Source organism: Halomonas sp. ALS9 (genome assembly GCF_001651035.1).
Lineage (GTDB): Bacteria > Pseudomonadota > Gammaproteobacteria > Pseudomonadales > Halomonadaceae > Vreelandella.
Map to the genome: position 1 here is coordinate 94,769 of NZ_LXRG01000173.1, position 20,153 is coordinate 114,921.

Here is a 20,153-nt window from a genome sequence, read left to right on the forward strand (position 1 = left end):
TTAGTTACTGAAGACGCTTAACGTCTTCCAAAGTTAGCCCTGTCACCTTGGCGACGAACTGAGGATCGGCGCCCTCTTTCAGGAGGTTTCGAGCGGTTTCAATTTTGCCTTCGATTTTACCTTTGGCTTCCCCTCGTGCTTCCAACTGTGTGGCAATCGTCATAAAAGTATCTCCTATAGGTTAGGCCCTAATAGTTCTTCTGACTCAGCGACAATACCCGCTTCGCCAGGGCGATCATTTCCGGGTCGCCGGTGTTTTTTTCCGGCACATCGGAGAGCTTGATCACCGGCAGCCAGCCCTGCCCTTCTGGGCGCGCTTCGACCATTTTGACCACCATGTTCATCGGTTCGACGCCAACATCATTGGTGAAGTTAGTGCCGATGCCGAACGCCATCCCAATACGATCCTGACAAAAAGCGTGGATACGCTCGACCCGCTCCGGCGTTAATGCATCGGAGAAGATAATCGTCTTGCTCAGCGGGTTGATGCCCAGGCGCTCGTAGTGGGCGATGGTCTGTGAGGCAAACTCAATAGGGTCGCCGCTATCATGGCGCACGCCATCGAAGAGCTTGGCGAACTTCTTGTCAAAGCTTTCAAAAAACGCTCGCGAGGTGAACGTATCCGTTAGGGCAATACCCAAATCACCGCGATACACATCCACCCAGTGCTCAAGCGCCAAACTATTGGCCATTTTGAAACCAAAGCGGGCACCGTGAAACATAAACCACTCATGGGCGTGGGTGCCGATCGGTTTAACTCCGTGGCGCATGGCTAAAAGCACATTGCTGGAGCCGCTAAACGCCTCGCCACCATGGTGGCCAAGCTCGCCCACCACGCGGTCATGAACATCAAACGAGAAGCGCCTGCGAGTGCCAAACTCGGCAATCTTTAGGCCTAAGCGGCGGTAGAGTTCGATCTTCTCCTGGGCGCGCTGCTCAATCAGCGCATCAGCCTCCGGCGTGATCGTCACCCCGCGCACGCGGTACCAAAGCTCGCTGATCAACGCCATCAGCGGCACTTCCCACAAAATGGTGCGATACCACGGCCCTTCGATGATCACCGAAAGCTCGCTCCCCTGCTGCTCGATGATTATTTCGCTGGGGTTGTAATGAAACCCGGCGAGGAAATCGAGATAGGTAGGGTCGAGATAAGGGCAGGTGTTTTCAAGATAGCGCTTTTCCTCATCGCTCAAGCGAAGCTCCGCCATCTTATCAACTTCACGGCGCAGCTCAGCGCCGAATCCATCAGGAAAGGCGTGCTTGCCACGATTGATAAAGGCGTAGCGCGCATGGGCATAGGGAAAACGTTTAATCACGGCGTTTTGCATCGTGATTTTATAGAAGTCATTATCCAGCAGCGATGTCAGCATGAGATCCCATCGTTAGAGTGAACCGAAGCCGCCGGTAGCGTAAACTAAAATGCACCTAGTGTGGCTCAGTGACAAGATTATCAGGTGGCGGGGTTCTCATACAGTTTAGGAGCGGTCTTATGCGTATTACACAAACACATCGCGCTATCATCCTCTCTGGAGTGGAAGAGTTAATTGATGCTGATGTGGACGTTCGTGTCTTTGGTTCGCGGCTGGATGATACCCAGTTAGGCGGCGGTGTGGATCTACTGCTGATCTCTCAGCAAGAGATACCGTCAAAGGCTTGCAGTAAACTAAATGACATACTTGAAGAATACCTAAAGATGCCAGTGAATATAGTGACCTATATATCGACTGATGAGCCATCCCCCACCCAAGCGAAAGTTTTAGCCGAAGCGCGCCCTATTGGTTAGATAGGCTACTTAGGCGAACGGAATGCTTTAGGAGTGGCTGGGCACTCAATTGCTAGGTGACGAAGCTCCAGTAAATCCAGTAAGAGACCCTAACAAGCAAGGAGCTACCTTAATGCGACTTACTCAAACACAGCGTGCCATTATTCTTGCTAGTGTCCGCGAGTTCATTAAGCCTTCTGTGCAAGTCCACATGTTTGGCTCGCGACTGGATGATACCAAGCGCGGCGGTGATGTTGATCTGTTGATGATCACCCGTACAGCGATACCACTGCTTGCTTGCGCCGAACTTAAAATGGCCCTAGAGGAGCGCCTGCAGTTGCCGGTGGATATTGTGAGCTATGTATCGACTGATGAGCCCACACCCTTTCAGGCAATCGCCTTAGCACAGTCACACCCGATTGATAGCGAGGAAGCAGCATGAGTCAGTTGTTCCCCGCCAGCCAAGATTTCACCACTGAGTTTGACACTATTTTCTTATGAGCCAGCCCGCCCCACTCGATCCATTGAGCCTCCCGCTCCACGGCAGCCGATTGATAGAGGCAAGCGCGGGCACCGGTAAAACCTTCACCATCGCGCTGCTTTACGTACGCTTGGTACTCGGCGGCCACCGCGTTGACGACGACACCGCGTTTGTTCGCCCGCTCACGCCGCCGGAAATTTTAGTTGTTACCTTCACCAACGCCGCCACTCAAGAGCTACGCGAACGCATCCGCAACCGCTTGGTAGAAGCGGCTGAAGTGTTTCGTAAGGCGCCAGACGCGAAGGAAGCAGGTCACGGAGAGGGTCTTTTTCCAGGGATGGAAAAAGTAGCGCCCAGGGATGGGTTCACAGCGCCCTCGGAGTGGCCTGCTTCCGAGCCTGAGGACGATCCACTTCTCCTCCAACTCCGCGGCCAATACGACCCCGCCACCTGGCCCGCCTGCTCGCGGCGCTTAGCGCTGGCCGCCGAGTGGATGGACGAAGCTGCGGTTTCCACCATCCACAGCTGGTGCTACCGCATGCTGCGCGAGCACGCCTTCGATAGTGGCAGCCTGTTCTCGCTTAATTTAGAGAACGACCAGCGCGAGCTGGAACAGGAAGTAGTGCGCGACTACTGGCGCAGCTTCTACTACCCGCTGGACAGCGACGCCCTCGGCATTGTCACCCGCTACTGGCAATCACCAGACGACCTCCACGCCCCGCTGCAACGGCTGCTGCCCGAAAGCGAAGCGCTGGGCGGCGAAAAACCCGAACCCCGCGAAACCCTGGCCGCCACCCAGGCCGAACGCAGCGCCCAGCTCAAAGAACTCAAAGCCTCCTGGCCCACCTGGCTGGATGAACTGGTGCCCGCCCTGGAAGACGCCGCCAAAAGCAAAGCCTTCAAAGGCCAAAGCTTCAACGCCAAAAGCCGCGCCAACTGGCTAGGCGCGCTGCGCGAATGGAGCGAAAGCGACGCCGACCGCCCCGCGCTCACCGACGCCGCCTGGAAACGCATGACGCCGGACGGCATGGCCGATATCTGGAAAGAGGGCGCGCCGCCCTGCCCGCAGGTATGGCAAGCACTGGCGAAGCTACCGGCAGCGTTAGATGCCCTGCCCGAGCCCCGCAACGACCTGTTGATTCACGCCGTGCAGTGGTGCCGCGCCCGGCTGGAGCGCGAGCAAGAGCGCCGCGCCGAAATGGGCCCCAACGACCTGCTCACTCATTTAGACCGCGCTCTAAAAGGCCCTAATAAAGACGCCCTGGCAGCACAGATCCAGCGCCAGTTCCCCGTGGCGCTAATCGACGAGTTCCAAGACACCGACCCGATTCAGTACCGCATTTTTAACGCCGTGTATGACGTCGCTACGCCCCGCCGCGACAGCGCCATTCTGCTGATCGGCGACCCCAAGCAGGCCATCTACGCCTTTCGCGGCGCGGATATCTTCACCTACCTGCAGGCCCGCCACGACACCGATGGCCGCCATGTAACGCTAGGCACCAACTTTCGCTCCAGCAAAGCGATGGTCGATGCGGTCAACCACTGTTTTAGCTATGCCGATAAGCACGACGCCGGGGCCTTTCTGTTCCGCTTGGACGATGGCGACAACCCGCTGCCGTTTAACCCCGTCAAGGCCAAAGGCACCAAGGACACGTTGGTACTCAACGGCCAACCGCTACCCGCGATGACCCTATGGGATCTTCCAAGCGACGAGCCGCTCTCCAAAACCGCCTACCAAACCGAAATGGCCGAGCGCTGCGCCTCGCATATGGCCGCGCTACTGGAAGCAGGCCGCGAGTTGCAGGCGGGCTTTGCACCCGTTGTTGAACCTGGGGACGGTAACGGAGAGCAACCACTCACTCCGCCGGCCCCCTCGGACATGGCGGTGCTGGTTAACGGCCTGCAGGAAGCACGGGCGATTCGTCTGGCGCTGGCCAGCCGGGGCATTAAGAGCGTTTATCTTTCCGATCACGACAAGGTGTTTAGCTCCCCCATCGCCCCGCAGTTGGCCATTTGGCTGCGCGCCTGCGCCGAGCCCCAGGCCAACTCCCGCCAAGCGGAAGCCAAGCTGCGCGCCGCCCTGGCCACGCCGGTAATTGGGCTCAGCCTAGAAGAGCTCGACCACCTCAACCAGAGCGAGCTGGCCTGGGAAGCGCGGGTCGAACAGTTCAGCGACTACCACCGCCTGTGGCAACGCCAAGGCGTGCTGCCACTAGTGCGCCGATTGATGGTCGATTTTGATATTGCCGCCCGGCTGCTGGGCGAGTTCGCCGAGGGTGAGCGTTTGCTAACCGACCTGCTCCACCTAGGCGAAATGCTTCAACACGCCAGCCAAGAGTTGGATGGCGAACACGCGCTGATTCGCTTTCTGGCAGAAGCCATTGCCGACCCGGATAGCCACGGCGACAGCCACAAGCTGCGCCTGGAGAGCGACGCCGACCTGGTCAAGGTCGTCACCATCCACAAATCCAAGGGGCTTGAGTACCCGTTGGTGTTCCTGCCGTTTATCGCCAACCACCGCCCGGTCAGCGACAGCGACCTACCGCTTCGCTGGCACGACAGCGAAGGCAGGCTGCAACTCAGCCTAAGCGCCGATGAAGCCACGCTGGCCACCGCCGACCGCGAACGCCTGGGCGAAGACCTGCGCAAGCTCTACGTCGCGCTCACCCGCGCCCGCCACGCCACCTGGCTGGGACTAGCAGCGCTAAAAGGCAGCGAAAACAGCGCCATCGGCTACCTGATTAACGGCGGCAACGCCATCGCCCCCAGCGGGTTTACCCAAGCGCTAGGTGAACTGGTGGAAGGCAGCGATATCGCGCTTAGCCCCGCGCCGGAGCCCACCGCACTGCGCTTTACTCCCGCGCCGGAACAGCAGGCATTGGGCCACGCTCGCACCCCGCTACGCCCCGCCCGGGAACAGTGGTGGATCGCCAGCTACTCGGCGCTGTGCACCTCGGGGGCTATCTCAGCAGCGATACCCACGGCGCAGCCAACGCCCACGCCGGAACCCACCACGCCCCAGGAAGCCACCACCCTGGAAGTGCTGGACGAGCCCCACGACAACGCCATCAACACCGAAGCGTTTCACCTGCACCGCTTTCCGCGTGGCCCCGGCCCCGGCACCTTTCTGCATGGGCTTTTAGAGTGGGCAGGCCAGCTAGGCTTTAACAAGGCGTTGGAAGACCCCGCCGCGCGGGAAGATATGCTGCGTCGGCGGGTACAGCTACGCGGCTGGCAGGCGTGGCACGACACCCTGGCGGGCTGGTTTGAAGAACTGCTCAACGTCCCTCTTCCTCTGCCTTCGTCAAAGCCACTTTCACAACCTAGCGAAAGCGACCAAGTGGCGCTAAGCGAACTAGGCAGCTACCAGGTAGAGCTGGAGTTCTGGTTTGCCGCCCATCAGGTGGGAACGCGCAAGTTGGACGAGCTGGTAAGTGACCACTTACTGCCTGGGGTATCGCGCCCCGCGTTGGATGCCGACACCCTCAACGGTATGCTCAAAGGCTTTATCGATTTGGCCTTCGAGCATGAAGGCCGCTTCTACGTACTCGACTGGAAATCCAACTACCTGGGCAGCGACGACAGCGCCTACACCGTGGAGGCCCTGCGCAACGCCATGCTCGAAAAGCGCTACGACCTGCAGGCAGCGCTTTACCTACTCGCGCTGCATCGGCTGCTCAAAGCGCGCCTGCCCGACTACGACCCGCACCAGCATTTGGGCGGCTCGATGACAGTATTTCTGCGCGGCAGCCGCACCACCGCCCGCGGGGTACACGCCGTGCCCGCCCCGGTGGCGCTGATTGAAGCGCTGGACGCCCTCTTTGCAGGCACAACGGCAGACACCGCCGCAACTAATCAGGAGGCGGTGGTATGAGTAAGAAAGATACTGCTTTCAAGAACGAACCCATGAACTTCGACCTGTTCGCCGATTACGCACCGCCCGCTGCACCTGATTCACCCGCATCGGCTGCACCACCGACAGAATCAGCCGCCAGCGCCGCCCAACCCCACCCCGCGCTAAGCGATACCGCCGCGCTGTTACAACTGTGTGAGCGCTGGGTTTCCCGTGGCTGGCTGCGGGATTTAGACCTGGCCCTGGTGCGCTTTTTCGAGCGCGAAAGCCAACACGCCCCGCCGCTGCTACTGCTGGGCGCAGCGCTGGCCAGCCACCAGCTTGGCCGTGGCCACGTGTGCCTGGATTTAGCCGCCACCCTGGAAGCCCCAGATTTTGCTCTTTCACTACCGCCAGAAGGCGACGACCTGAACGACCCGCCGCCGCTACCCAGCCATGTGCTGGCAACGCTAACGCTAAGCGAGTGGCAAGCTGCGCTTAACCACCCCACACTGATCAGCGACGGCCCCGGCAATACGCCGCTGGTGGTAAGCCACAGCGGCAACACCAGCAAACTCTACCTGCGCCGCTACTGGCAGTTCGAGCAAACCCTACACCAGGAAATCGCCAACCGGGTTAACGCGGATAGCTCTTTGAACAGCTCGGCGGATAGCCCGCTACTCAAAAGCGCGTTAGACACGCTATTCCCCGCCAGCGACAGCCTGGATTGGCAAAAGAATGCCTGCGCCCTGGCCGCCCGCAGCCCGTTTGCGATCATCACCGGCGGCCCCGGCACCGGCAAAACCACCACGGTGGTACGCCTGCTTACCCTACTGCAAACCCTGCAACTGGCACAGCCCAACGCCCACCCGCTGCGCATTCGCCTAGCCGCCCCCACCGGCAAAGCCGCCGCACGACTAAATGAATCCATCGCCGGGCAGGTCAATGACCTGACCATTAGCGAGTTAGCCTCTTTATTAGCCGAGCACTCAGCCGCTTCCTCATCAAGCGCAATAGACATTCCTACGGAAGTAACCACGCTTCACAGGCTGTTGGGTGCCCGCGCCGACACCCGCCATTTCCGCCACAACGCCGCCAACCCGCTGGCGCTGGATGTGCTGGTGGTAGATGAAGCCTCAATGGTGGATATCGAAATGATGACAGCGCTACTCAGCGCCCTGCCCGCCAGCGCCAAACTTGTGCTGCTGGGGGATAAAGACCAGCTGGCCTCGGTAGAAGCAGGCGCCGTGCTGGGCGACCTATGCCGCCGCGCCGACGCTGCCCACTACACCCCCGCCACGGCGCAGTGGCTAGCCGAACTCACCGACCACCCCCTGCCGGAAGCATTAATCGACCCCAACGGCCAACCGCTAGACCAAGCCATTACCATGCTGCGGGTAAGCCACCGCTTTAATGCCCACAGCGGCATCGGTCAGCTCGCCCAAGCGATTAACCAGCCGTTAAGCGATGAACTCAGTGAACGTGAGAAGCATCAAGCGGTGCATGGCGTGCTGAATAACGGCTACGCCGACCTACACCACTTAGTGTTAAAGCCAGATGCGCAAAACGAAGACAGCGCCCTAGAGCGCCTGGTGATCACCGGCAGCCCGGAGCGTTTTCCCAACGCAGGCGAAGGCCGCATCAACCACAAGGGCGAACCAATAGCACCGCCCACCGGCTACCGTTACTACCTGAACACCTTAGCGAGAGAACGGCCCGATACGGCCTTGGCGTTTGAAGAGAACAGCGAAGTTTACGATGCCTGGGCAAAACAAGTGCTAAACGCCTACAGCCGCTTTCAACTGCTGTGCGCACTTCGCAAAGGCCCGTGGGGAGTAGAAGGCTTAAACCTACGCATCGCCAAAACATTGCGCAGCGAAAACCTGCTGTTCGGCAACGATCACACGCTGGAAAAAGGCTGGTTCGAAGGCCGCCCGGTGCTGGTCACCCAAAACGACTACGGCCTGAAATTGATGAACGGCGATATCGGCATCACAATGGCGGTGCCTGATCCGCGCACGCCTGGAAGGTCTCTTTTGCGCGTCGCTTTCCCAACCAGTGACGCAGAAAACCCCATCCACTGGGTGCTACCCTCCCGCCTACACGCGGTAGAAACCGTGTTCGCGATGACGGTACACAAATCCCAAGGCTCAGAGTTTCAGCACACCGCCCTGCTGCTACCGCAAACGCCCAATCCAATACTCACACGCGAACTGGTCTACACAGGCATCACCCGCGCCCGCGATTGGCTCACAGTGTTGGAAGCTAAACGTGGGATATTGAATGATGCGGTGACTAGGGAGGTTATGAGGGTTAGTGGGTAGGGGAGGTTGTAATCAAAGTCGACATTACCGTTGGTGATGTCGGTTTTCGGCAATGGAGCGGTCTTTTAGGCAACACTGATATAGCGCATTCTTCACCGGAAAATCGCGAGCGGAACGAGTAATTATCCGTGTGCAGCAACTTGTTAGACATCAGCTTTTCGGCGTAATAATTCTCCTGAATTGTTCAATGCTTGGCATCGGATCAATTCGATGAATAATCCGGTGGCAATTTGAGCAAACCACGGCTAGGTCAGCTAATGTTGTCACCTCACCTTTATCCATTTGACTGATTGGCTTCAAGTGATGAACCTCACAAAAGCCGTAACCGCTCTTCCCATACGTGGCTTCAAAATCAAACTCACAAGCTTCACAACAGAGCTTTCCATTAGCGGCAAGAACAGATTTCTTTTTCTTCTCCACTAACGAAGGACTGCGCTCTCGTCGTAGATGTGCCACAAGCCGAGGGTTTCCCTCACTAGCTGTAGTTTCTGTGTCTACATCGGGTAATCTGCTCGTTCGCGTACCGGATTGTATATATTTAATTACATCAGCAACTAAAGCAGCACTTTCCGGCTTATCCGCATACCAGACGTTACTTTGCCCGATACCACCTTTTACCCGTCGTGGAATAAGAAAGTCCCTTTCTTCAGCAGGGATTAGGTGTGCATTATCTGCCGATGCGACAATTCTATACTCTGAAATTTTGTTGTCTCGATGCTTCTTACAGGGACTAGGAATGTCTTGTAAATCACGAAATACTTTTGCGTTGGTATACCAGCCCACAATTGCCGTGCCACCAGTATCCGGGCCTGCAGTCCAAACAACCGTTACGCCATCTGCCTGCTCGGCACCTTTTGGCGCGCCTAATCGTTCTACCGAAATACGACCTGTTGGTTGTACATATCCGTAAATTTTTCCTCTGCAGTGCGTGAAATTACAGACTTCATGACCCACCGAGTCTTTGTTATATGAACCCCCGCGCTGAATAGCATCTCCCTGAATTCCATCATAGTTTTTCATCCAGCCGATGTTGCAGAACACAATGCTCATCTACACTTTCCTTTAATGCCTAACGCCTAAAAAAACCACGCATTTTTCGTCGATTTACTTCACTTGTTATGTCTATTATTTTTACAAAACCGTCTTAAAATCAGACTTAAATTCTTTATCCAGTTTGCTAGCCGCAATGAACTCTTTGAACCCTGACTTAATTATCAAATGCTCTTTATAATAATTATTCAAAGTATTCATTTTGTCTTTTTCAGTATGTTGATATGAATGTCCAAATCGATTCAAAAAACTCACAGCTAATAAGTGTGCACATCGCAGGATATTGAGTGCTTTGTCAGAATCGTTATTCTCAATTTTTGAAAAATATTCAATGACTTTTTCTAAATCATCATAGCTGTATTTCAGCTTAGAGTTAAAATCCTCGAAATCCAAAACTTTGCCATCAATTTCAACCCAAGAGCAGTATCCCTTGAGTTCGTCACGAAAGAAATGATTGGCATCATCATTTTGTTTATAGCCTAAATCAGCCAGAAGACTGAATTCGCAAAACAAATTTTTAAATGTCTTTACGTATTTCAAAAAAACAATATCATCCTTATCTGCTACTGTTGAGTCCATTGAAAGAGTACCTTCCTCAGTTTTGATGCAATAGCTCATAAACACCAAAAACCTATAAATAAAGCTATTTAGATAATATTGATTGGTATGAAACCAATTATCTCTATCAATACGATGATACCCTTCACTAATGTTTTTATTAAAATTCCACATTCTATAGTTTAATTCTTCTGCGGAATTCAATAGAGGTACTTTTGTTTTTGCTATCTCTACTTTGATAAGTTTCTTTTGTTCAAATAGGTACTCTTTCTTTAGCTTGTAATTTAACGAGTATGCTTCATAGGTAATTCTGAACAGCCAGCCCAAGCCAAATATAGCTAAAGATGTAATTGCCGAAATAAGTGCAGCTTGTACCTTTATATCCAATTCAGTCCAATCCATTATTCAATTCCATTATCTTACAAATGGCAATTATACAGTACCGCTCACATAACCGCTTGCAGCAGGGGCTCGATATCAGAAGCGACCTTTATCTGCACTTGTTAAATTTTTACGTCGGACAGATAGCTAGAAATAGTTTCTGCATTTAAAGCATATCGCTCAATTGTTTGAGCCAGATATTCAGCCTCAAGCTTTGCTGATGGAAGCTCCTCTGACAGATACTCCATGGCTTCTTTGAAATCATCGTAGCTGATCGCGCTACCAAACTCAGAAAATGCGGATTTTAAAGCTAAATGGAAGCGCTCATCGTCCTTTGGTTGAGTGGTGTGCCAAGTATCTACCCGCATCCATGGCTTTAATTTTTCAGCTAATTGTTCGATATTCATCCAGTCTCCATTTTAATGAAATTTAACGCCTTGCTCACCGGTAAATTGGGAGCGTAGCGAGTAATTTATCCGCGTGCAGCAACTTGTTATACGACCACCTATGAATCAACCCAAATTTACACTCACACAATTATCAAAGTAGTTCGATATATTTTTCACTTCCCCTAATTCATTGAGAAGTCGTACACAGCGCAAGTTTTTCTTTGCCCTAGAGCATGCTACATAAAGTAGCTTTCTAGTTAATGCTTGCCTAGCGGGGTTATCGTCTTCCGCTCTAAAACAACTTCCAAAATCATACTTGTTCCAATTGAACTCATCTAAGACCACAACAACATTTTCGATGCCAGTTCCTTTAGTTTTATGCATCGTCATGAAGTTGCTGTCGTCGTTTTCATATTTAAAAAAAGCTAAAACCTCTTTAAATTCTAATTCACTACCAAATAGTCCAGAAAAGAAAACTTCGCTCTTCACGTCTTTTGTAAGCTGGTCGTATTTTTCTTCAACCACCTCTGCAGTCAGATCAACGTCATCATTCTCACCAAGATAATCGCACATTTGCTTTTTCGTACTAAATCCATACTCTAGTAATTTTTTGAAAGCACTGATGTCATTATCTTCACTAATCCGCTCAAGCTCTTTATCCTTGCGCTTAAGATAAGATTGATGACTTTCCGACAATGAGATCAATCCTGCTTCGACAGCCTGTTCTATCACAGAATATGCCGCCTCATCAGACGAAGATAACTCATCGAGCATGTGATACAGCTCCCTTTTATCTTGCTTAGTTTTGATAACAAAACCCTGCTTTTTCAACAACCCTATCAGCTTATTGTATGAGCGATTGTCAGTAGAAGAGCTATTAAACAGTTGAATTATCTCGGCAAGCTGACCAAATTGTAGTCTATCGAGCTGTTTTTTAATTTCTTCCCTTGTATCGCGAAACCTACCATCAAATAGCTCATACAAATTACCGAAATTGGCATCACGAGCCACCGACTTATTTGGCAACTTCAACAACACATGCTCCCCAATATCAGCCTGAGCGTAAGCTGTGAGATCCGCTAATCTACGAGATATATCAAGTTTATACTCCTCTAATCGCAGATCATACTTGGCCCTATCCGTTTCATACGCACTATTCACCTCATCAGAATCGGTTTTCTTCGGTTTAGTCGGTTTTACTGGTGCTGGAGGCTTAATAGAGTAGTAAAAAATTGCTTCTCCCTCCCGCTCATCTGGATCTTCCAGTATTCCATCAACTTCCTTTAAACCGACTTTTTGAATTAGACCATCAGAACGAAATTTATTCGCAACATCAATTACTTGAGACGAACAGCGATAATTATCTTCTTTTTCAATTAACATTAACTGCTCATCATCGATAAGTTTTCTTGCTGAACCTATCCCGTCTTCGTAAATTGCCTGCTCACTATCACCGAACAAGCCTATAGTAAGGCCTTTATTAGGAGCGTGATAAATCAGTGAGTTTATAATTTTCTCATCAGTATCCTGGTACTCATCGATAAATATATAGTCGTATTTATCGCGAATTATTTTTCCAATATTTGAATACTGAGAAAATAATAACGCAGCTATTTTAATAAGTCCATCATGCCCAAAAGTGGCATTTTTAAAACTATCAAATGGCGTTTCATTATAAAATACATCATTAAAATGATGTGCTTTAAGAGCATCTCGTATGGTTTCGTTCAGCTGTTCAATATCTTTATTTAACGCGTTATTATATGAACTAGGATCTTTGTCGTATTCCCGTTTTCCAGTGACATTAGGAGTATCTTCCTGTGTTACGATAGAACGTCTATTAGTCAATAACTCATGTGATTTTTTAAACCTCTTATGCTCTTCATTTTTTCTGGTCTTATCATCATTATAATGAGCGCCCCCCAACTCCTCGAATAGAGGAAGGCAAAAAAGTTCTGGGAGAAGTTTTAAAAGATTACGCTTATAGGGTTTAACAAGTGCATTAACAAACGAATGAATTGTCGATACTTCAACTCCAACCCCCACACGATCGATTATTTCATCAACGGCTTTATTAGTATGTGTAATACAAACAACTTTCTTGTCAGAAAAAAGTTCTGAACAAAAGCTTACCGTGCGTTTTAATGTTTCCGTCTTACCACTTCCTGCACCGCCCTGCAAAACAAAAGATTGTTCAAGTTCTATACATTCTTTTATTTTTTCAAATGGAGGAGTCACTGGCTGATCCATTTTAGCCCCTCATTAATGTATTTAGGTGTAACCCAATTGGCCTCGCCTATCAGCGCTAAATAGAGGACAGAAGCAGCAAAGTCGGATTTCTTATCAAGCACACGTTCTGTTAATTCAAAAATATTCGCAGTTTCAATTTCTTCGAGATCGAGTTTATGCTTTAGGCCTAGAAGGCCACTATTTTCACGTAGCCTTTTTAATTCTGCCTTATTTGAATTGAAAAATGCGTCTTCAAAAGATCTTGCTTGATAGTCATGTTCTTCCGTCTGATATACGACTTTGACACTGCTAACCGTATCCGTGGGCTTACCGTTTTTTAGCTTGCTAAACCATTCAGAGAAAGCTGCGGCATTTATATCGGGCGCACCAAAGAAATGTTTCAAAGTTTCGTTACTGGTATGAGTAGATTCGCAAACCGGACAAGCAACATATGAAGTCCTATTTTTTTCGGACTTATCTGGTTTTACTTCTTTTTTCGTTGAGTCTAAATCGGTAATGATTAATGATTTGACACCAATAAAATCCAAGAACGGCGCAAAAGCTTTAGCATTAGCACCAGCTTCAATTATCGATATGTTTTGCGAAGATATATGCCAACCATCGTCACCACAGCTCTCGTCATGCTTCTTTATAAACCAAGGCAGAAGAATTCTCTCTGTTGTGCCTTCTATAAAAATTGCCTTGTCTGCAAAGAACAATTCAGCATTTTGTATTTTTAGATACTGCTCTAAAAACTGGTATAACTTTGAACCTTCTTCGCCTTGTTCCGATTTATATTTAGCAGAAAGTTCAGTATGAAAATTCTTAAACTCAACATTCAATCCCTCGCGCTTAAAAAGGTATCGAATATTTTCAAAATTGGAATTTGCAACTATATATGAAGAATGTGTAGTAATTACGGCTTGCAAACCTAGTATATCGTTTAATACCTCTCGAATTTTTTTTGAAAAAACCGATTGCATCTGGGGATGAGTATGTGCTTCTGGTTCTTCGATAAACAACAAATTAATGTCAGAAGAAGACGCTTCAAACTCCTGCTTAACCATCTCAACTTTGAGCAAGAGATATAGAATATTTAAATGCCCAAGACCATTAAGGTTTTCAGGAAGGTAATCATCTGTTGTTCCATAAATAACCTTTGAAGAAGAACCTATTAGTGAGTTCGCCTCAATGTCTGAAATCACTTTCAAACCGTCTAAACTAAGAAAGCTTGCAGCACTTGATAAAAAGCCGCTAAACACCTCTGAATATTGCGTCTCTAAACTTTTATCTATATCTATTAATGCGGATCTAACCTGCTCTAAACGTTCATCATCTGCATCATTCAATTTCTTAAAAAATTGAGTCGTAACGGTAGATAACGGGCTTTTACCCGTTTCTTCTGAGCTGGCAACATTTCGTCGGGCATGAATTACTTGAAAATTGATAAAACTTGAAACAACTTTGAACTCTTTTTCTTCTAATTCATCTCTTTTTTCAAGATAATACGGCCTTTGCCCCTCATAGCCAGAGTCATCGTACGCATAAATTTTTGTTTTTATAAACTTACCGACATTTCTTTCTATAAAGCTTCTTTTTTCTGCAAGATATTTATCTTCATCAGCGCCATCTTTTTTTGTTGGAACCCGATTAAGTAAACCATCATGATCTATACGAGCTTCAAACATTATGTTGATAGCTGATTTATCTGGATCTAAATCCAGCATGAAATCAGAAATATTTTTTAGATTGTCTTCATCTGTATATTCCACAGAGATACATAGCCTTATGCTCAACTCATCTATATCTGTTTCCTCTGAAATTTCATAAAGCTTACCTCTTAAGGAAACCGGAAAATCACTAAAACTAAACGATGGATTGGGCTTGGATAGAAATTTTTCGAGTAATGCGACAAAAGACGTTTTACCGGTATTGTTTTTTCCTACAATCAGAGTTAGCCCGTCAGTCATATCCAGCGAGCTATCTTGAAGCAATCGAAAATTCTTAACCTTTATATTTTTTATTCTCATTGTTCCCTCAAAATTTGTCGTTGCTAATCTAAAACCACTTTATTACTTTAGAGCCTGAGTCGCCGATCAAACATTACCCAATGATCGATGTGAGCTTAAAACTGATTCTAGTGCCGCTCTGTATAACGTTTGAATTCACCGGACTGCGGTGCTTTTCGCGCAGGCCCGGTGGAATGACGGGTTGGGCGGATGACAAGAGGGCGCATAGTCGTGGGTTAAACATCGGTCAGTATGTATTGGGTGGTTCTCTCTTTACGCCGTGACTCGATATCAGTCTTATTTCTTTCCATGTACTCGGATGGATTCCATTCGCCAATGTCTCTTAGGGGCAGCCCCACATGGACGCGCAGCTTTTTTGCCAACTCCAACGCCGCCAAACCAAGGCGTGCGTATTGCAATTGGCGCTCTTCAAACCCCTCCCAATAATCGGGGGGAGTGGCCGCGTACTCGAACGCAGCGGAAACACTTTGGGCTGCGAGTTCCGTTTTGTACGGAAAATCGAGAACTTCGTACATGAGGAGTGCCGGCAATGCCTTCCACTCAACACTAAATGCATGCGAATCGAACTTCGGAGCCTGCACCTGAATAGAGCTGTAGCCGTTTTCATCAGGTCGCCCCTCGCAAAGACCATCATCCCCAACCACCTCAGCACAATGGGCAGCGTAACGTTCAAGCGCGCATGACACTAAAATTGAGAGGTACTCGGCGTCTTTCTTATCCTTACGACTCTGGAACCACCACTCTCTAGCAACGGTTAATAACGCACCGAGAGCTACGCCAACAAGTCCGAAGACAGCGGATTCCATGCGTTTCCCCTATGCAGCCCAACAGCGTATTAGACGGCGCGTTCTATTATTAAATGAACGTGCTGGCACTTTTTCCCGGCAAATGCAGCCCACCACATTCTCCCAAGCCTATGATTCTTTTTTATATTAATTTCCATTAGGCAGTATAGCCAAAATTCTCGCTCCTGCTGCATTTCCATGAATGTCCGCTTTGGGTCGAAAAGCATCATTCGCTAACTTCCTCAGAAAATGCCACCCTACCCGCTATAGCCTCCATACCCTCTTGCAGCTCCTCATAACTCCAAGCAATATTCCGACGTTCACCCAGCGAAAAATACACCGTATGACCTTTAAACGGACAATAAGTGGTCGTTTCTGAAACGGTGAGTAAGTCCAGCCGCACGTCTTCACGTGGGAAGTAGTGACGTAGCGGATAGCCATGTTCGCGAAGTTCAAGCGTTTTGGTGGAGTCGGCTAGCAGAATGCCATCAACCTGCACTTGCATGCGCTGCTTGCTTGGGTGAAGCGTTATGCGGGCATTCTGCATCGTATTGTCCCTGCGGCGTTTTTCGCTCTAATAATTCGAGACTAGCAGCAAACATAAGTTAAGCCTACCTCGGCAGCTTAGTTTTTAGTCGATAACTGATTCTTTGTAATGAGGGTAAGTCATCACTTCCACTCTACCGCTTAATGCACCGTGATGAATGTGACACAACACTAAGCATTGCTGCGTGCCATTGGCTTTAACGGTTTGCTCGCCTCCTGCGTTCCAGCCGCCGCTGTTGCCGCAGGTTTGCCAGCCTCCCGTGGTGGAAACGTGGTTAGCGAGCAGTACCGGCAGTTGGTGGCGTTGGGCAATGTCGGCAGCTCGGCATCTTGGGCGTAACCGCCTGGGGAGATCAGCGCGCTGGCTAGATAAACGTCCGCTTGTTGGCTGGCAGCAGTGGCTGAGTGGGGTGAAGATCAGTGTGTCGATTGCTGAGGCGAAAAGCGCTAGGTCGCCTGCCACCATTCCAGCAGGTTCGGCTCAAGCTTGCCGGTCGGGGGTAGCTGACCGGTGCGGGCGAAGTCGGCCCATAGGGCGCGCAGCCGCTGGCCGTGCTCACGCAAGGTGGCTTCGTCTACGTCTTTTACGATATCGGCGTGCTGCCAGCTGGCGGGTTCGCCCAGTAGCAGCGGTAGGTCACTGGTGTGTGCAGCGCCAAACGGGTAGCGGCCTTTGCCCCAATCCAACCTATACACATAAGCAAGCCCGCCCGCCTGGGCATGGCGGCGGGCAAACGTTAGCGCGTCGCGCTGATACACCTTGCGGGTGGTAGTCGCCACCATTGCTTTGCACAGCGCCTCACCTACCCACGGTGTTTTACGCAGCCGCATCAGGCGCGGCGACATCACTAAAAACAGCGCGGTTTCTTCTGCGGTGGTGCCAATCAACAGGTCGATCTTTGCGGCGACACGACGCCAGGCAGCATCGGCCTGATCTTCGCTAGGCAACGGGTAGTGGCCGTACTGGGTGCCAAACGGCATGGCCGCTTTTAGGCCAAAGCCGCGGGCGGATTCGGCCACCTCGGTCTGTCGGCGCAACACCTCATCAATCGGCGCATCGTCTTTTAAGCTGGCGGCTTTTTGGCCCATCTTGGTATTCATTTTTGCTCGGCCACGGCTAATGCCCAGCGGCGCGCTCTGGATAATGGCGCGCTGAAAAAGTCCTTCGGTGCCCTCGGCAATCATCAGATGCGCCGCTGCATCGCCCCCGGCGGAGTGGCCAAACAGTGTGACATTGGTTGGGTCGCCGCCCATGGCCGCAATGTTGGTGTTGATCCAGCGCAGGGCCGAGATCATATCGAGCAGCCCCAGGTTCGCGGGGCGGTTGGCGTAGCCGCCCAGAAAACCCAGCAGGCCGAGCCGGTAGGTGACCGACACGACAATAACATTGCCTTCGAGTGCCAGCGGGCGCACGTCGAACACCGCCAGATCCCCGGCACCAAAGACGTAAGAGCCACCGTGAATCCATACCATTACCGGGCGCGGCGCTTTAGCGGGGTTATCCGGCAGGGTGACCGATAAATGCAGCTCGCCCTCAACGGCGTGGAACTCCTGTTCGGTAACGCCTAATGCATCATTCAGCTCTGGAATGGTGTTTTGTGGCGAGGCCGGCGACCACTGGGTGGCCTGGATGGGCGTGGTCGATGGCGGCTCATCTTTTGGGGCGCAAAAACGCTGAGCACGGGCGTAGCGAATGCCCGTGGCGCGAATAACGCCGCTATCCCGCCAGCCGATAATCTCCCCGGCGGGGGTCGTAAAGCATGGCGCATCAAAGTCGTTTCGCTCAGCACGGCCGTTTAGCTCTTCGTAGTGCATACCGCTCCTTGGTTTGCTTGATGAAATAAGCGTAGCACCGTTACTGGTCACCTACGCTGGCTCGTTCCTTTTCAGATGATGTTGCCTTGCTCAGCCCTCGCTTGCCACCCTTCCTTATCGTGGCCCTCTCGCTGCCATCGGCTAGAGCGGGGCACATTCCGCGATAGGCGTACCTAGGTATTGGCCGATGCACGACAGACAATCGTTGCTTGTCGGAAGTGTGCTATTTATTCTTAGATATGCTTTTTTTTTGCGATGCAATCTCGCTGGCACATTAAACAAGGAGTGCGCATGGCGGATACTACTCACAAACACCACGATACCGGCTACAAGGAGCTGTTTAGCTACCCTGAGTTTGTTCAACAGTTGATCGAAGGCTTTGCGCCCGCAGACATCGCCAAGCTGATGGATTTCTCCACGCTGAAGAGCCATAGCGGCAACTACATTACGCCGCTGTTTGAGGAGAAGATTGAGGATGTGGTGTGGTCGGTTGAAGTGACCTGGGAAGGCGTCACCCAACGAGTATTTCTTTACATACTGCTGGAGTTTCAATCCTCGGTGGATCGCACCATGCCCATTCGGCTGCTGCACTACGCCGCCTGTTTCTATAGCGAACTACTCAAACAGAAAATAATCACACCCGGCCAAGGCTTGCCGCCCGTGTTTCCGGTGGTGCTTTATAACGGCTCGGAGCGCTGGACGGCACCGCTAGATATCTTCGAGATGATCACCCCTGAACCGCCCGACTTTCTAAAGATTTATCAGCCCCACCTGCGCTATTACCTGGTCGATGAAGGGCGCTATACTGATCAACAACTAGGCTTGGTTCAAACACCGCTCAGTGGCGTGTTCAGCGTCGAAAACGCCGGAGAGAGTTGGGAAACCCTGCAGCGAGCTGTTGATCGTATTGTGGCCATCATTCAAGCGGATCCGAACAAAGAGCGCATTGATAAGGTCATAACGCGCTGGATCAAGCGCCACCTGCAACGGCTTGAGGCAGAGGTGAATCTGGAGCAGCTCAACAGTTTGGTGGAGGATAAAGATATGTTGGCAGAAAACTTAGAAAATCTGGTGCAAAAAGAGCGCCAACAAGGGCGTCAGGAGGGTCGACAGGAAGCCGAGCTACGCGCTTTGGAGAGCAAGCGTGATACTGTTCGCCATTTGCTGGCGTTTGGTGTGCTTACCGATGAGCAGATTGCTGAGGCAACAGGGTTAACGATTGATGATATCGCTAAGCTGCGTCGCGAAGATAAACACTGAGAGCTAACGGCTCCCGAGGCGAGTCTAATCGTTAGCTGGGCGCCTAACGGTTGGGCACTAGAACAGCCTTCCACGGGTGCTTGTAGCTTGCCGACTTCCTTACGCTTTCCGCGTTAATGAAGTGACAAGGCGTGAGCCCCTCGCTGATATCACCCACCTTTACGGGCAATGACCACTGTCCTAAAACCTTGTTTTATTAACTTTACTCACTATCGCATCGTATGGGGCCAGCACGTACTCCTGATAGGCCGTGCCATCCTAAGCAGGCCGAGTTTCCAGGATATCCGCTTCAACTAACCGACCCTGCAGCGAGCCGTTGATCGTACCATTATCAAAATCGATCCAAACAAAGAGCGCATTGATAAGGTCATTACACGTTGGATCAAGCGCCACCTGCAACGGCTGGGGGCAGAGGTGAACCTGGAGCAGCTCAATAGTTTGGTGGAGGATAAAGATATGTTGGCAGAAAATTTGGAAAATCTGGTGCAAAAAGAGCGTCAGGAAGGATGGCAAGAAGGACGAAAGGAAGCTGAACAGCGCGCTTTGGAAGGCAAACGCAACGCAGCCAGGAAGCTGATCGCTCGCACAGAAATGGACGATCAAATGATCGCGGATATTGAAGAGCTTCCGGTTGAAGAAGTGGAAAAGTTGCGAGCTGAGATCCAGCACTAAGCCCGCTTTAGTTGCTAGAGATGTTTGCCTTCCCAGCGC

General features: G+C 51.0%; 17 protein-coding genes. 6 read left to right on the top strand and 11 right to left on the bottom strand.

What is annotated here, in order from left to right:
• Nucleotides 1–4: 4 nt before the first annotated feature.
• Both A6R74_RS22795 and pncB read right to left on the bottom strand, forming a co-directional pair.
• On the bottom strand, nucleotides 5–163 hold the full coding sequence (locus A6R74_RS22795) for a hypothetical protein (protein WP_165603380.1): 159 nt from the start codon (nucleotides 161–163) through the stop codon (nucleotides 5–7).
• Between the two features lie 25 nt (nucleotides 164–188).
• On the bottom strand, nucleotides 189–1,370 hold the full coding sequence (gene pncB, locus A6R74_RS12150) for a nicotinate phosphoribosyltransferase (protein ID WP_064234738.1): 1,182 nt from the start codon (nucleotides 1,368–1,370) through the stop codon (nucleotides 189–191).
• 119 nt (nucleotides 1,371–1,489) lie between these two features.
• Here pncB and A6R74_RS12155 point away from each other — a divergent pair, with 119 nt between their 5' ends.
• The 4 genes from A6R74_RS12155 to recD all read left to right on the top strand — a co-directional run bounded on the left by A6R74_RS12155 (nucleotide 1,490) and on the right by recD (nucleotide 8,399).
• Nucleotides 1,490–1,783 (top strand): hypothetical protein, encoded by a 294-nt coding sequence (locus tag A6R74_RS12155; protein ID WP_064234739.1) that lies wholly within the window; start codon nucleotides 1,490–1,492, stop codon nucleotides 1,781–1,783.
• 112 nt (nucleotides 1,784–1,895) lie between these two features.
• The gene (locus A6R74_RS12160) at nucleotides 1,896–2,204 is read left to right on the top strand and encodes a nucleotidyltransferase domain-containing protein (protein WP_064234740.1); all 309 of its coding nucleotides are present in this window, start codon (nucleotides 1,896–1,898) and stop codon (nucleotides 2,202–2,204) included.
• Between the two features lie 55 nt (nucleotides 2,205–2,259).
• Entirely contained in the window at nucleotides 2,260–6,117 is a 3,858-nt protein-coding gene (gene recB, locus A6R74_RS12165; protein WP_064234741.1) for an exodeoxyribonuclease V subunit beta, read from the top strand.
• Nucleotides 6,118–6,149: 32 nt separating this feature from the next.
• Nucleotides 6,150–8,399 carry an exodeoxyribonuclease V subunit alpha gene (recD, locus tag A6R74_RS12170; RefSeq protein WP_064234878.1) on the top strand — a complete coding sequence of 750 codons (2,250 nt, stop codon included), beginning with the start codon at nucleotides 6,150–6,152 and terminating at the stop codon, nucleotides 8,397–8,399.
• 150 nt (nucleotides 8,400–8,549) lie between these two features.
• Here the strand turns inward: recD and A6R74_RS12175 are convergent, their stop codons facing one another.
• From A6R74_RS12175 to A6R74_RS12215, 9 genes are all read right to left on the bottom strand, one after another.
• Nucleotides 8,550–9,449: an HNH endonuclease gene (locus A6R74_RS12175; RefSeq protein ID WP_064234742.1), complete on the bottom strand. Its 900-nt coding sequence runs from the start codon at nucleotides 9,447–9,449 to the stop codon at nucleotides 8,550–8,552.
• Nucleotides 9,450–9,530: 81 nt separating this feature from the next.
• The gene (locus tag A6R74_RS12180) at nucleotides 9,531–10,409 is read right to left on the bottom strand and encodes a hypothetical protein (RefSeq protein WP_064234743.1); all 879 of its coding nucleotides are present in this window, start codon (nucleotides 10,407–10,409) and stop codon (nucleotides 9,531–9,533) included.
• A 101-nt stretch (nucleotides 10,410–10,510) separates the two neighbouring features.
• Entirely contained in the window at nucleotides 10,511–10,795 is a 285-nt protein-coding gene (locus tag A6R74_RS12185) for a hypothetical protein (protein ID WP_064234744.1), read from the bottom strand.
• Nucleotides 10,796–10,900: 105 nt separating this feature from the next.
• The gene (locus A6R74_RS12190) at nucleotides 10,901–13,027 is read right to left on the bottom strand and encodes a UvrD-helicase domain-containing protein (RefSeq protein WP_064234745.1); all 2,127 of its coding nucleotides are present in this window, start codon (nucleotides 13,025–13,027) and stop codon (nucleotides 10,901–10,903) included.
• Entirely contained in the window at nucleotides 13,012–15,036 is a 2,025-nt protein-coding gene (locus A6R74_RS12195; protein WP_064234746.1) for an ATP-dependent nuclease, read from the bottom strand. The genes A6R74_RS12190 and A6R74_RS12195 overlap by 16 nt, the downstream gene beginning before the upstream one ends.
• Before the next feature lie 215 nt (nucleotides 15,037–15,251).
• Nucleotides 15,252–15,842 carry a hypothetical protein gene (locus A6R74_RS12200; RefSeq protein WP_064234747.1) on the bottom strand — a complete coding sequence of 197 codons (591 nt, stop codon included), beginning with the start codon at nucleotides 15,840–15,842 and terminating at the stop codon, nucleotides 15,252–15,254.
• 205 nt (nucleotides 15,843–16,047) lie between these two features.
• Nucleotides 16,048–16,368, bottom strand: coding sequence for a DUF427 domain-containing protein (locus tag A6R74_RS12210; RefSeq protein WP_064234749.1), 321 nt, complete (start codon nucleotides 16,366–16,368; stop codon nucleotides 16,048–16,050).
• A gap of 84 nt (nucleotides 16,369–16,452) precedes the next feature.
• Nucleotides 16,453–16,833 (bottom strand): hypothetical protein, encoded by a 381-nt coding sequence (locus A6R74_RS22645; protein ID WP_125410299.1) that lies wholly within the window; start codon nucleotides 16,831–16,833, stop codon nucleotides 16,453–16,455.
• The gene (locus A6R74_RS12215) at nucleotides 16,815–18,182 is read right to left on the bottom strand and encodes a carboxylesterase family protein (RefSeq protein ID WP_064234750.1); all 1,368 of its coding nucleotides are present in this window, start codon (nucleotides 18,180–18,182) and stop codon (nucleotides 16,815–16,817) included. Before A6R74_RS12215 ends, A6R74_RS22645 begins: the two co-directional genes overlap by 19 nt.
• A 291-nt stretch (nucleotides 18,183–18,473) precedes the next feature.
• Between A6R74_RS12215 and A6R74_RS12220 the strand changes: the two genes are divergently transcribed.
• The gene (locus A6R74_RS12220) at nucleotides 18,474–19,442 is read left to right on the top strand and encodes an Rpn family recombination-promoting nuclease/putative transposase (protein ID WP_064234751.1); all 969 of its coding nucleotides are present in this window, start codon (nucleotides 18,474–18,476) and stop codon (nucleotides 19,440–19,442) included.
• Nucleotides 19,443–19,856: 414 nt separating this feature from the next.
• On the top strand, nucleotides 19,857–20,114 hold the full coding sequence (locus A6R74_RS12225) for a hypothetical protein (protein ID WP_205634185.1): 258 nt from the start codon (nucleotides 19,857–19,859) through the stop codon (nucleotides 20,112–20,114).
• Nucleotides 20,115–20,153 lie beyond the last annotated feature (39 nt).